We start from the raw sequence: 12954 nt of genomic DNA on the forward strand, positions 1-12954 counted from the left end.
GGACATATCGTCCAGACGTGCGCACCTACAGCGGTTGGTCGCGGCAACCCGTGTGACCCCGCACGTCAGGACGATAGGCGGCCCCAGGAGCCCTCAGCCGAGCGGGTAGGTCGCCACGATCTCGTGGCGCGGCCGGCCTCGGGGGCCCTCCCCGAGGTACGACGCGACCAGGGCGATCCGGTCAGCACGCCAGGTCGGCCCGGTGTAGGCGTCGAGCAGCCGCACCCAGTTGCTGACCTCCTGTGGCCGGCCGAGCCGGGCCACCGTCAGGTGCGGACGGAAGCGCTGGCCCGCGACCTCGGCGCCCGCCTTGGACATCGCGGCCCGAGCACCGGTGGCCAGCCGGTCGAGCTCGGTGCGGGAGTCCTCGGTGAGGTCCAGCCCGGCCCAGAGAACTCGGGCCCGCGCGGCGTTCGGGAAGGCGCCGCCGCCGGCGATCCGGGTGTCGAAGGCCGTCCGCTTGGCCGCCGCCCGCTCCAGCCGGTCGCCGAGGTCGTCCAGGGCCCGCTCGGGCACGTCCTCGGCGAAGGCGAGCGTCACGTGCACCTGCTCCGGCGCGGTCCAGCGGAACGCCGCCGCGTCGCGCCGCGGGTCGAGGAACTCCTCCAGATGCTCCAGCGTGCTCTCGGGCGGGACCAGAGCGACGAACATCCTCATGGCCGCGAGGCTAGCGCTCAGGCGGGGAGGGCGACCCCGGTCTCGGGGTCGAAGGCGTGCAGTCCGCCGGGCGCCACGGTGAAGTGCACGGTCGCGCCCTTCTCCGGCACCGACCGGGGCGCCACCCGGGCCACCAGGTGGTCGCTGCGGAGCTCGTCGGCGTCGAGCGGGTCGCCGTACAGATAGGCGTCCGAGCCGAGCTCCTCCACGACCAGCGCACGCACGGCGAACGCGCCCGGGTCGGACTCGCTCGCCGGCTGCAGCGCCTCGGGCCGGAACCCCAGGACCACGGTGGAGCCGGTCAGCGCGGCCCGCGTCTCGCGCGGCAGCGGCACCCGCGCGCTGCCCACGAGCGCGTCCTCGCCGTCGACCTCGAAGGTCCCGAGGTTCATCGCCGGCGACCCGATGAACCCGGCGACGAACGCGTTGGCGGGGCGGTCGTAGAGGTTGAGCGGGGTGTCCACCTGCTGCAGCACGCCGTCCTTGAGCACCGCGACCCGGTCGCCCATCGTCATCGCTTCCACCTGGTCGTGGGTGACGTAGACGGTGGTGATCCCCAGTCGGCGCTGCAGCGCCGCGATCTGGGTGCGGGTGGAGACGCGCAGCTTGGCGTCCAGGTTCGACAGCGGCTCGTCCATGCAGAACACCCGCGGCTGCCGGACGATCGCCCGGCCCATCGCCACCCGCTGCCGCTGGCCGCCCGAGAGCGCCTTCGGCTTGCGGTCGAGGTAGTCCTCCAGGTCGAGCACCCGGGCCGCCTCGCGCACCCGCTCGGCGATCTCGTCCTTCGGCCTGCCCGCGACCTTGAGCGCGAAGCCCATGTTGTCCGCGACGCTCATGTGCGGATAGAGCGCGTAGTTCTGGAACACCATCGCGATGTCGCGGTCCTTCGGCGGCGCGTTCGTCACGTCCCGGTCGCCGATGAGCACGCGTCCCGAGGTGACCTCCTCCAGGCCCGCGAGCATCCGCAGCGCCGTGGACTTCCCGCTGCCCGACGGGCCGACGAGGACGAGCAGCTCGCCGGGCTCGATCTCCAGGTCGAGGGCGTCGACGGCGGGCGTCGTACTCCCCGGGTAGGTCCGGGTGGCCTGGTCGAAGGTGACCGACGTCGACATCGCGGCTCCTGTCTGCGGGACTGCGCGCAGGCTACCCGTCGCCGCCCGTGGTGTTGGCGATCCGGGGCAGCCACACGCTCGACGCGCCGGAGTGGCCGGCGTCGAAGACGGCGTACCCGGCGAACCCGGCGGCGAGCACGGCGAGGCCGACCGCGAGCATCCCCGCCGCGCCGCGCTGCGCTCCCGGCCGCAGGAGGAGCAGTACGACGACCGCGGTCACCGCGAGCAACACGTAGAGCGCCTTGACCGCGAGCTCGCCCGCATCGGCGTGGCCGAGCCTGGGCTCCCCGATCCGCGCCTCGAGGGCCTCGCCGCTCTGCTCGGCGACCCAGGCGGACACGGCCGCCACGGCGGCCAGCCCGAGCGTCGGCCAGCGCAACCCGCCCCGCCAGCGCGGCATCAGCACGTAGGCCATCAGCAGGATGCCGGCCAGCGGCCCGAGGACGACCACCGCGTGGATCACCAGCGGATGCAGCGGCAGGCCGCCGATCGTGTCGAACATGCCGCCAGGCTAGTGATTGAGCATGAGACGAGCCTGAGCGCAGGCTCGCCGGGCGCCAGGCGCCGGGTCAGCCCAACTGAGTGCCGAAGAGCGACCCGATGAGGAAGGTGACGCCCATGGCGAGCAGGCCGCCGAGGACGTTGCGTACGACGGCCCGGCCGGTGGGCCCGTAGCCGAGTCGGGCGCTGGTCCAGCCGGTCACGGCGAGCGCGGCCGCGACGCTGGCGACGGTCACCCAGAGCCGGTGCTCCGGCGGCGTCAGCACGATGGTCAGCAGCGGCAGCAGGGCGCCGACGGTGAAGGCGACCATCGAGGCCAGGGCGGCCTGCCAGGGGCTGGTGATCTCGTCGGGGTCCAGGCCGAGCTCGACCTCGGCGTGCGCCTCGAGGGCGTTGTTCTCGGTGAGCTCGACCGCGACCCGGCGGGCCAGCTCGGGGCTGAGGCCCTTCTCCTCGTAGAGGTGGGCCAGCTCGGCCAGCTCCTCCTCGGGCATCTCGTCCAGCTCACGCCGCTCCTTGGCCAGCAGCGCCCGCTCGGAGTCGGACTGGGTGGAGACCGAGACATACTCGCCGGCCGCCATGCTGAGCGCACCCGCGACCAGGCCCGCGACCCCGGCGACCATGATCGTCGAGCGGTCGCTGGTCGCGCCCGCGACGCCCATCACCAGGCCGGCCACGGACACGATGCCGTCGTTGGCGCCCAGCACTCCCGCGCGCAGCCAGTTGAGCCGGCCGGCCACGGAGCCGGCGTGCGGCTCGGCGGCGTGCTGCTCCGGCTCGATCTGCTCGGGGTCCAGTTGCGTGCTCACGCCGCCCAGCCTCACCCGAGCGCCGGGTCGGGCGCAACGAAGGTGAGGCTCCCCTGAGCCCGCGGGGCGGGGCTCCTCAGAGCCCCAGGTCGCGAGCGATGAGCATCTTCATGATCTCGTTCGAGCCGGCCCAGATCTTGGTGACGCGGGCGTCCCGCCAGGCGCGGGCGACCCGGTACTCGTTCATGTAGCCGTAGCCGCCGAAGACCTGGACGCAGTGGTCCAGGACGTCGTTCTGCACCTGCGAGGTCCACCACTTCGCCTTGGCCGCGTCCACCGCGGAGAGCTCGCCGCGGGTGTGCGCGAGGACCGCCTGGTCGACGTACGCCTGGGCGACCTCGACCCGCGTCGTGAGGTCCGCGAGGAGGAACTGGGTGTTCTGGAAGGCGCCGATCGGCTGGCCGAAGGCCTTGCGCTCCTTGGCGTACTCGATCGTCTCGCGCAGGATCTCCGCGGCGTGCGCGAGGTTGGTGATCGCCGACCCGAGCCGCTCCTGAGGCAGGAACTGCATCATCGAGATGAAGCCGGTGTCGAGCGGACCGATCAGGTCGTCGTTGCTGACCCGGACGTCCTCGAAGGCGAGCTCGGCGGTGTCGGACTCGTCCTGGCCGACCTTGTCCAGCACCCGGCCGATGGAGTACCCGGGCAGCGAGGTGTCGACGCCGAACAGCGAGATCCCCTTGGCCTTCTTCTCCGGGCTGGTGCGGGCCGCGACGATCACCAGGTCGGCCGAGCCGCCGTTGGTGATGAAGGTCTTCGACCCGTTGAGGATCCAGTCGTCGCCGTCGCGGACCGCGGTGGTCTTGAGGTTCGCGAGGTCCGAGCCGCCGGACGGCTCGGTCATGCCGATCGCGGTGAGCAGCTCGCCGGAGCAGAACCTCGGCAGCCAGCGCTCCTTCTGCTCGTCGGTGGTGAGGTGGACCAGGTACGGGGCGCAGATGTCGGCGTGGATCCCCACGCAGCTCGGCAGGGTCATGTTGACCTTGGCGAGCTCCTCGGTGAGGACGGCGTTGAAGCGGTAGTCGCCGGCCTCCATGCCGCCGTACTGCTCGGGGATCTCCAGGCCCAGGAAGCCCTGCTTGCCCGCAGCGAGCCAGAACTCACGGTCCAGCCCGTGGTTCTCGGCGTAGGTGTCGAGGTTCGGCACGACCTCGCGGTCCAGGAACTCCTTGACCGAGGAGCGGAAGGCCTCGTGGTCCTCGTCATAGATCTCGCGCTTCATGCCACCTGAGACTACTGACGGGTAGTGACCGGGTCGAGTGCGCGGGGCGTCGTCTCCGCCACACGGCTGTCGGTATCCGGCCGGCGCGTGCACGAACCACGGAGTATCCGGCGACCGGGATCGCCGAGGCCCCCTGTTCACGAGGGTGCCGTCCCGAGGAGCCGCAGGTTCCTGGGTGGTTCGTGCACGCCGCGGAGCATCGGCCGGCGCAGACGGCGCACCCGACCCACCGGCAGGTAGGCTTGGATCGATCCAAAGACATCCATCAAGGAGCCCGCGTGCAGGTCTGGCCCGGAAACGCCTATCCCCTCGGCGCGACGTACGACGGGAGCGGCACCAACTTCGCGATCTTCAGCGAGCCGGCCGAGCGGGTGGAGCTGTGCCTGTTCTCCGTCGGCCCCCGCGGCGGCTTCACCGAGACCCGGGTGGAGATGACCGAGGTCGACGCCTTCGTCTGGCACTGCTACCTGCCGCAGGTCCAGCCCGGGCAGCTCTACGGCTACCGGGTGCACGGCCCCTGGGATCCGGAGAACGGGCTGCGGTGCAACCCCCACAAGCTGCTGCTCGATCCCTACGCCAAGGCGACCAGCCGGGAGATCGACTGGGACCAGTCGCTGTTCGGCTACACCTTCGGCGACGAGGACTCCCGCAACGACGAGGACTCCGCCTCCCACATGACGCTGGGCGTGGTGATCAACCCGTTCTTCGACTGGGAGGGCGACCGCCGCCCGCGGACGCCGTACAGCGAGTCGGTGATCTACGAGGCGCACGTCAAGGGGCTCACCATGCGGCACCCCGACGTGCCCGAGGAGCACCGGGGGACCTACGCCGGCCTGGCGCACCCCTCGATCATCGCCCACCTGAAGAAGCTCGGCGTCACCGCGATCGAGCTGATGCCGGTGCACCAGTTCATCCAGGACTCCACGCTGCTGGACAAGGGGCTGCGCAACTACTGGGGCTACAACACCCTGGCGTTCTTCGCGCCGCACTCCGACTACGCCGCGCACGGCGAGGGGCAGCAGGTGCAGGAGTTCAAGGCGATGGTCAAGGCGATGCACGCCGCCGGGATCGAGGTGATCCTGGACGTGGTCTACAACCACACCGCGGAGGGCAACCACCTCGGTCCGACGCTCAGCTTCAAGGGCATCGACAACCCCGCCTACTACCGCCTGGTCGAGGACGACCAGCGCTACTACATGGACTACACCGGCACCGGCAACAGCCTCAACGTGCGGCACCCGCACTCGGTGCAGCTGATCATGGACTCGCTGCGCTACTGGGTGACCGAGATGCGCGTGGACGGCTTCCGGTTCGACCTCGCCGCGACCCTGGCGCGGGAGTTCTACGACGTCGACAAGCTCTCGACGTTCTTCGAGATGGTGCAGCAGGACCCGGTGGTCAGCCAGGTGAAGCTGATCGCCGAGCCCTGGGACATCGGGCCGGGCGGCCACCAGGTCGGCGGCTTCCCGCCGCTGTGGACGGAGTGGAACGGCAAGTACCGCGACACCGTGCGCGACTTCTGGCGCGGCGAGCCCAGCCTCGGCGACTTCGCCTCGCGGCTGGCGGGGTCGGCGGACCTCTACGAGCACTCCGGCCGGCGGCCGTTCGCGTCGATCAACTTCGTGACCGCGCACGACGGCTTCACCCTCCGTGACCTGGTCTCCTACAACGAGAAGCACAACGACGCCAACGGCGAGGACGGCAACGACGGCGAGAGCCACAACCGCTCGTGGAACCACGGCGCCGAGGGGCCGACCGACGACCCGAACATCCTCGAGCTGCGGGCCCGCGCCCAGCGCAACTTCCTCGCCACGCTGCTGCTGAGCCAGGGTGTGCCGATGATCCTGCACGGCGACGAGCTCGGCCGCACCCAGCAGGGCAACAACAACACCTACGCCCAGGACAACGAGCTGTCCTGGATCGACTGGGAGAACGCGGACACCCCGCTCATCGAGTTCACCGCCGCGGTCGCCCGGCTGCGCAAGGAGCACCCGGCCTTCCGGCGCAAGCGCTTCTTCACCGGTACGACGGTCCGCACCGGCGCGCAGGACGGCGGCGACCGGCTCAACGACATCGTCTGGCTCTCCCTGGACGGCTCGGCGATGGAGGGCGAGGACTGGAACGGCACCGGCGGCGACGCGATCGGGATGTACCTCAACGGCCACGGGATCCCCTCGACCGACGAGCAGGGCAACCCGATCACCGACGACCATTTCCTGCTCTACTTCAACGCCGGGGCGTCCGCCGTCCAGGTGACGCTTCCGACCGAGGAGTACGCCGCCGCGTGGGACGTCGTGGTCGACACCGCCTCGGCCTCCGACGGCTCCGAGCCGCGGAAGGCCGGGCAGCCGCTGGTGCTGGAGTCGCGCAGCATGATCGTGCTGCGTGAGCACACCGCGCCCGAGGGCGATCCCGACTACTCGGTCGCCGCGTCGCTCGCCGCCGGCCGTCAGGGTTGAGTGCGGCGCCCCGCGGCGGGTACGACAGGTAGCGCACTCGACCTCCAGGAGGAGCGATGAGGACCCCGACCAGCACCTACCGGCTGCAGATCACCGAGGAGTTCGACCTCTTCGAGGCCGCGCGCACGCTGCCCTACCTGCACGATCTGGGCGTGGACTGGGTCTACCTGTCGCCGCTGCTGGCCGCCGAGCCGGACAGCGACCACGGGTACGACGTCGCCGACCACTCGCGGATCGACCCCGCCCGGGGCGGCGCGGCGGGGCTCTCCGCGCTGTCGGCCGAGGCCCGGCGGCTGGGGATGGGCGTGCTGGTCGACATCGTCCCCAACCACGTGGGCGTCGCCGACCCCGCCGCGAACCCGTGGTGGTGGCACGTGCTGCAGCACGGGCGGGAGTCGCCGTACTCCTCCGCCTTCGACATCGACTGGGCCGCCGGCGGTGGGCGGCTGAGGATCCCCGTCGTGGGCGACGACGACCAGGCCGAGCCGGGCGGGCCGATCGCAAACCTGCGGGTCGAGGCGGGCCAGCTGCGCTACCACGACAACGCCTACCCGCTGGCGCCCGGCAGCCTGGACGGGCTGGGCGAGGAGCCGGACCCGCAGGAGGTGCACGCGCGGCAGCACTACGAGCTCGTCGGGTGGCGGCAGGCCGACGCCGGCCTCAACTACCGCCGGTTCTTCGCGATCAACACTCTGGCGGCGGTGCGGGTCGAGGAACGGGAGTGGTTCGACCGGACGCACCGGGTGATCGGCCGCTGGTTCGCCGACGGCGAGGTCGACGGGCTGCGGGTCGACCACCCCGACGGGCTGCGCGACCCGGCGGGGTACCTCGACGACCTGGCTGAGCTGACCGACGGTGCCTACGTCCTGGTCGAGAAGATCCTGGAGCCCGGCGAGGAGCTGCCGACGTCGTGGGCGACGGCGGGGACGACGGGGTACGACGCCCTCGCGCTGATCGACCGGGTGCTCACCGACCCCGCGGGCGAGGCGGGGCTGACCGCGCTGGAGGACGAGCTGCGCGGCGAGCCGGTGGACTGGCACGCGATGGTGCACGACGCCAAGCGGGACGTCGCCGACACCATCCTGCGCGCCGAGGTGCTGCGGATCGTCCGCGAGCTGCGGGGGCTGCCGGCGGTGGCCGGCCCGTCGGGCGAGGCGCCGGGCGACCTGGACGACGCGGTGGCCGAGCTGCTCGCCTGCTTCCCGGTCTATCGCTCCTACCTGCCCGAGGGACTCGAGCACACCGAGCAGGCCTTCGCCTCCGCCCGCGAGCGGCGGCCCGATCTGGCCGACACCCTCGACCTGCTGCACCCGGTGCTGGCCGACGCCTCCTTCGCTCCGACGCTGCGTTTCCAGCAGACGTCGGGGATGGTGATGGCCAAGGGCGTGGAGGACCGGTCGTTCTACCGCTGGAGCCGGCTCACCTCGCTCAACGAGGTCGGCGGCGACCCGTCGCTCTTCGCGCTCTCCCCCGCAGACTTCCACCGGTTGATGGGCGAGCGGCAGGCGACCTGGCCGGCCGCGATGACCGCGCTGACCACCCACGACACCAAGCGCGGCGAGGACACCCGGGCGCGGATCACCGTCCTCTCGGAGGTGCCGGAGCGGTGGCGTACGGCGCTCACCGCGCTCCTCGATGCCTCCCCCGTGCCCGACCGCGGCTTCGGCAACCTGCTCTGGCAGGCCGTGCTCGGCGCCTGGTCCGCGGACCCCGACCTGGAGTCCCGGCTGCAGGGGTATGCCGAGAAGGCGATGCGCGAGGCCGGCGACCACACCACCTGGACCGAGGTGGACTCCGCCTATGAGGACGCGGTGCAGGCGGCTGTCTCCTCCGCCTTCGACGGCCCCGCCGGGCGGGTGATCGGCGAGCTCGCGGCCGACCTCGCCCCGGCCGCCGCCTCCAACGCGCTGGCCGCCAAGCTGCTGGCGATCACCCTCCCCGGCGTCCCGGACGTCTACCAGGGCTCGGAGCTGTGGGAGCAGTCGCTGGTCGACCCCGACAACCGCCGCCCCGTCGACTTCCCCGCCCGCGCCGCCCTCCTCTCCTCCCTCTCCTCCAACCCTTCTGCCGAGTCGGCGCTTGTTGACGCCCAGTCGGCGCTTGTTGACGCCCAGTCGGCGCTTGTTGACGCCGAGTCGGCGCCAGTTCCCCCCGAGTCGGCGCTTGTCTCCCTGGACGGAGACGGGGCCGCGAAGATGCTTGTGACGCGCGCCGGCCTCACCGCGCGACGGGACCGGCCGGAGCTGTTCACGTCCTACTCGCCCGTCACCGTGGACGGAGAGGCGGCCGAGCACGCGCTGGCCTTCGACCGGGGCGGCGCGGTCACCGTCGTGACCCGGCTCCCCCACGGCCTCCGCGAGCGCGGTGGCTGGGGCGCGACCACCCTCGACCTGCCGGCCGGGCGCTGGCGCGAGGCGGTCACCGGGCGGGAGGTCGCCGGAGGCGCCGTACCGCTGGCGGAGCTGCTGGCCGATCTGCCCGTCGCGCTGTTGCTGCGCGAGGACGACGAGGACGCTCCGGTCGTGCGGGGGCGCTTCGACGTGTGGGCGCCGCGGGCCGAGCGGGTACGACTGTCGGTGGGCGATGCCATGGTCGAGATGCGGCGCCACGACGACGGGTGGTGGACTCCTGACCGGTCCGGTGGGGCGCCGATCGACGGGGAGGTGGACTACGGATACGTCATCGACGACGGTGAGACGCCGCTGCCCGACCCGCGCTCGCGCCGGCAGCCCGACGGCGTGCACGGCCGGTCGCGCACGTTCGACCCGACCGCGCACACGTGGGGAGATGCCGGGTGGACCGGGCGGCAGGTCGCCGGCGCCGTCATCTACGAGCTGCACGTCGGCACGTTCACCCCCGAGGGCACCCTGGACTCGGCAATCGACCGGCTGGACCACCTCGCCGACCTCGGGGTCGACCTGGTCGAGGTGATGCCGGTCAACGCCTTCAACGGCCCTCACGGTTGGGGGTACGACGGCGTCGCCTGGTTCGCCGTCCATGAGGAGTACGGCGGCCCCGCGGCCTATCAACGGTTCGTCGACGCCTGCCACGCCCGCGGAATCGGCGTGGTGCAGGACGTCGTCTACAACCACCTGGGCCCGTCGGGGAACTACCTGCCGAGGTTCGGCCCCTACCTCACCGACGGCGCCACGGACTGGGGCGACCAGGTCAACCTGGACGGCGAGGGCTCCGCAGAGGTGCGCCGGCTGATCCTGGACAACGTGCGGATGTGGTTCGCGGACTTCCACGTCGACGCGCTGCGCCTGGACGCCGTGCACGCGCTCAAGGACGACTCGGCCACCCACCTGCTCGCCGAGATGGCGACCGAGGTGGACGCGCTGTCGACGCACCTGCGGCGACCGCTGAGCCTGGTCGCGGAATCCGACCTCAACGACCCCACGATGATCACGCCGCGCGAGGCCGGCGGGCTCGGGATGACGGGCCAGTGGAGCGACGACTTCCACCATGCGGTGCACGTGGCGCTGACCGGGGAGACGGCGGGCTACTACGCCGACTTCGAGCCGTTGAGCGCGCTGGTGAAGGTGCTGGAGCGGGGCTTCTTCCACGACGGCACGTGGTCCTCCTTCCGCGGCCGGCAGCACGGCGTGCCGATCGACACCGAGCGGATGCCCGCGTGGCGGCTGGTGGTGGCCGCGCAGAACCACGACCAGGTCGGCAACCGCGCGCGCGGGGACCGGCTCACCGAGACGCTCGACGAGGACCAGCTGGGCTGCGCGGCGCTGCTGCTGCTCACCGCGCCGTTCACGCCGATGCTCTTCCAGGGCGAGGAGTGGGGCGCCCGCACGCCGTTCGCGTTCTTCACCTCCCATCCGGAGGAGGAGCTCGGGCGGGCGGTGTCCGAGGGCCGGACGCAGGAGTTCGCCCGGATGGGCTGGAACCTCGACGAGGTCCCCGACCCGCAGGACCCGGAGACGTTCCGCCGCTCGAAGCTGGACTGGTCGGAGCCCGCCGGCGCCGGCGCCGGGCTGCTCGCGCTCCACACCCGGCTGATCGAGCTGCGCCGTACCCTCCCCGCGCTCACCGACCCGCGCTTCTCCTCGACCTCGGTCGAGCGGGACGAGCGCGCCCGCACCCTGCGGATCCGGCGCGGGACCGGGTCGGACGCCGTACTGATCCTGCTCAACCTCGGGGTCGAGCCGGCCACCTTCCCCGCGATGGAGGGGTACGGCGTCGCCGCGACCACCGCCTCCGGGGCGGACCTGGCCGACGGCGAGCTGCGGCTGCCGGCGCACGGCGGCGCTCTGCTGGCCCCCGACCGCCTGCTCTAGTCGCCTAGGTCGCGGGCCGCCCGACCAGCGAGGCGACCCACTCGGGCACCAGCCGGGTGGCCGGGCCCTGCCGGGTCTCGTCGAAGACCCGGGCCTCGGCGGAGGGGTCGAGGTTGAGCTCGAGCGTGCGCGCGCCGTACATCCGCGCGACTCGGACGAACCCGGCGGCGGGATAGACCACCGAGGACGTGCCGATCGAGACGAACAGGTCGGCGTCGGCGAGACGGTCCTCGATCTCGTCCATCCGATAGGGGATCTCGCCGAACCAGACGACGTCGGGGCGCAGATCCGCGCGGCCGCACGACGGGCAGGCGGGAACGTCGACCAGGTCGCCCTCCCAATGGCTACGGGTGCCACACGAGAGGCACAGCGCCGAGCGCAGCTCGCCGTGCATGTGCACGACGTCGGTCGAGCCGGCGCGCTCGTGCAGGTCGTCGATGTTCTGGGTGATCACGGTGAGCTCGACGCCCGGGACCGCCTCCAGGTCGGCCAGCGCGCGATGCGCCGGGTTGGGCCCCACGGTCGCCAGCGCGGCTCGCCGCGCGTCGTAGAAGCGCTGCACCAGGCCCGGGTCGGCGGCGAACGCCTCGGGCGTCGCGACCTCGAGCGGGTCGTGCCCCTCCCACAGCCCGTCGGCGTCGCGGAAGGTCGGCACCCCGCTCTCGGCCGAGATGCCCGCCCCCGTCAGCACCACGATCCGCATCAGACCTCCTCGAAGGTGAAGTCGATCAGCAGGCCGTCCACCCCCGTGACCTTGGCGTCGATGTCATGGTCGTGGCCCTTGATCCGGGCCGTGCATGACACGTGCGCCTGCGGCCGTCCCACCAACTCGTCCGGGCATCGTACCGACTCGACCTTCCGCCCCTCCGCCTTCAGGATCCGGGTGATCTCCGCGGCCAGCGCGTCCGGGGTGAGGAAGGGTACGGCGGTCAGGCGCAGCGGCTCGGTCGCGACCGCGCGCACCCGCAACCCGACCTCCTGGCCGTCGTGCTGGACGCGGCAGTCCTGACGGGCGCCCACCCGGGCGGGAAGCCCGCCGTCGCAGAGCACCGCGAGCTTGCCGGTGCTCGGGTCGTCGCGGGCGAGCTTGGCCGCGACGTCGTCCTGCAGCTCCGTCGTACTCAAACGCTCGTCGCCGCAGCCGACCAGCAGCGCCGCCACCAGGAGGGTGAGGAGAACGCGCCGCATGGCTTCCTTACTACCAGGGGCGGGGGTGGTAGCTGTGGAAAGCCGTCCCGAACTGTCGGCGCCCCCGAGCAGGCTGGCCGCATCTCACGAGGGAAGGAGCACGTGATGTGCTGGAGATGCGACAACCCCGACGCGACCGATGCGGACTACTTCGCGCTGATCCAGGAGAAGATCGACGCCTACGGCTGGTTCGTGCAGGGCGTCGAGAAGGAGCGCTGGCGGCCCGGTTTCGCCTACACGGTCGGGCTCACCCTGTTCGGTCACCCGGAGCTGCTGGTCACGGGGATGCGGTACGACGCTCAGGTGCGGCTCCTGAACGACGTGGCCCACCATCAGGCCTACCACCACGCGCCTGCCTTGGTTCCGGGTGATCGTCTCGACTGGCCCGACTGGCCGGCTATCGAGGTCGTCGGGGTGGCCGAGCCGACGGTTCACCTCGTGATGGCCGAGGGCATGTACGGTCCCGCGATCCGAGCCGTGCAACTGGTGTACGCCGACGACCGGGGTCGCTGGCCGTGGGCTGCCGGGTTCCGCGGGAACCAATCGGTCCTCGGTTCACGTGGGAACGGGGGCTAGCCGTCGCCTGGGACAGAGCTCAGGAGCGCGGACGACCCGGGGCCCATCTCCATCCGGCGACAAGCTCGAGCATGTCGGCGCGCTAGGTACGCCGACGGCGTCGGACTCGTTGAGCGCGACGCTCCCGCAGGCCAGCGC

At 71.9% G+C, this 12954-nt stretch carries 10 protein-coding genes; 3 read left to right on the top strand and 7 right to left on the bottom strand.

Features of this window, described 5'->3' with window-relative positions:
* Window positions 1–93: 93 nt before the first annotated feature.
* From thpR to K8W59_RS17690, 5 genes are all read right to left on the bottom strand, one after another.
* A complete protein-coding gene (gene thpR, locus K8W59_RS17670) occupies window positions 94–657 on the bottom strand; it encodes an RNA 2',3'-cyclic phosphodiesterase (protein WP_223396267.1) in 564 nt (187 codons plus the stop codon).
* A gap of 17 nt (window positions 658–674) precedes the next feature.
* Entirely contained in the window at window positions 675–1772 is a 1098-nt protein-coding gene (locus K8W59_RS17675; RefSeq protein ID WP_223396268.1) for an ABC transporter ATP-binding protein, read from the bottom strand.
* 31 nt (window positions 1773–1803) lie between these two features.
* Entirely contained in the window at window positions 1804–2274 is a 471-nt protein-coding gene (locus K8W59_RS17680) for a DUF2231 domain-containing protein (RefSeq protein ID WP_223396269.1), read from the bottom strand.
* Between the two features lie 67 nt (window positions 2275–2341).
* Window positions 2342–3082, bottom strand: coding sequence for a VIT1/CCC1 transporter family protein (locus K8W59_RS17685; protein ID WP_317846286.1), 741 nt, complete (start codon window positions 3080–3082; stop codon window positions 2342–2344).
* A gap of 76 nt (window positions 3083–3158) precedes the next feature.
* Window positions 3159–4304, bottom strand: coding sequence for an acyl-CoA dehydrogenase family protein (locus tag K8W59_RS17690; RefSeq protein WP_223396270.1), 1146 nt, complete (start codon window positions 4302–4304; stop codon window positions 3159–3161).
* 278 nt (window positions 4305–4582) lie between these two features.
* Here K8W59_RS17690 and glgX point away from each other — a divergent pair, with 278 nt between their 5' ends.
* Both glgX and treY read left to right on the top strand, forming a co-directional pair.
* Window positions 4583–6763: a glycogen debranching protein GlgX gene (gene glgX, locus K8W59_RS17695; RefSeq protein ID WP_223396271.1), complete on the top strand. Its 2181-nt coding sequence runs from the start codon at window positions 4583–4585 to the stop codon at window positions 6761–6763.
* A 56-nt stretch (window positions 6764–6819) separates the two neighbouring features.
* Complete coding sequence (treY, locus tag K8W59_RS17700; protein WP_223396272.1) at window positions 6820–11052, top strand: malto-oligosyltrehalose synthase; 4233 nt, start codon at window positions 6820–6822, stop codon at window positions 11050–11052.
* A 4-nt stretch (window positions 11053–11056) separates the two neighbouring features.
* On the opposite strand, the gene K8W59_RS17705 is transcribed toward treY, so the two are convergent.
* A complete protein-coding gene (locus tag K8W59_RS17705; RefSeq protein WP_223396273.1) occupies window positions 11057–11755 on the bottom strand; it encodes an NAD-dependent deacylase in 699 nt (232 codons plus the stop codon).
* Window positions 11755–12240, bottom strand: a complete 486-nt coding sequence (locus tag K8W59_RS17710) for a DUF4333 domain-containing protein (protein ID WP_223396274.1) — start codon at window positions 12238–12240, stop codon at window positions 11755–11757. The genes K8W59_RS17705 and K8W59_RS17710 overlap by 1 nt, the downstream gene beginning before the upstream one ends.
* Before the next feature lie 105 nt (window positions 12241–12345).
* Between K8W59_RS17710 and K8W59_RS17715 the strand changes: the two genes are divergently transcribed.
* Entirely contained in the window at window positions 12346–12816 is a 471-nt protein-coding gene (locus tag K8W59_RS17715; RefSeq protein ID WP_223396275.1) for a DUF4262 domain-containing protein, read from the top strand.
* Window positions 12817–12954 lie beyond the last annotated feature (138 nt).

The organism is Nocardioides rotundus, assembly GCF_019931675.1.
In the GTDB taxonomy this organism is placed as follows: domain Bacteria; phylum Actinomycetota; class Actinomycetes; order Propionibacteriales; family Nocardioidaceae; genus Nocardioides; species Nocardioides rotundus.

Bases quoted from the DNA above. Each gene is read 5' to 3' on its own strand.
- K8W59_RS17690 (WP_223396270.1), bottom strand. From the start codon at position 4,304: ATGAAGCGCGAGATCTATGACGAGGACCACGAGGCCTTCCGCTCCTCG.
- K8W59_RS17675 (WP_223396268.1), bottom strand. From the start codon at position 1,772: ATGTCGACGTCGGTCACCTTCGACCAGGCCACCCGGACCTACCCGGGG.
- treY (WP_223396272.1), top strand. From the start codon at position 6,820: ATGAGGACCCCGACCAGCACCTACCGGCTGCAGATCACCGAGGAGTTC.
- K8W59_RS17680 (WP_223396269.1), bottom strand. From the start codon at position 2,274: ATGTTCGACACGATCGGCGGCCTGCCGCTGCATCCGCTGGTGATCCAC.
- K8W59_RS17705 (WP_223396273.1), bottom strand. From the start codon at position 11,755: ATGCGGATCGTGGTGCTGACGGGGGCGGGCATCTCGGCCGAGAGCGGG.
- K8W59_RS17715 (WP_223396275.1), top strand. From the start codon at position 12,346: ATGTGCTGGAGATGCGACAACCCCGACGCGACCGATGCGGACTACTTC.
- thpR (WP_223396267.1), bottom strand. From the start codon at position 657: ATGAGGATGTTCGTCGCTCTGGTCCCGCCCGAGAGCACGCTGGAGCAT.
- K8W59_RS17710 (WP_223396274.1), bottom strand. From the start codon at position 12,240: ATGCGGCGCGTTCTCCTCACCCTCCTGGTGGCGGCGCTGCTGGTCGGC.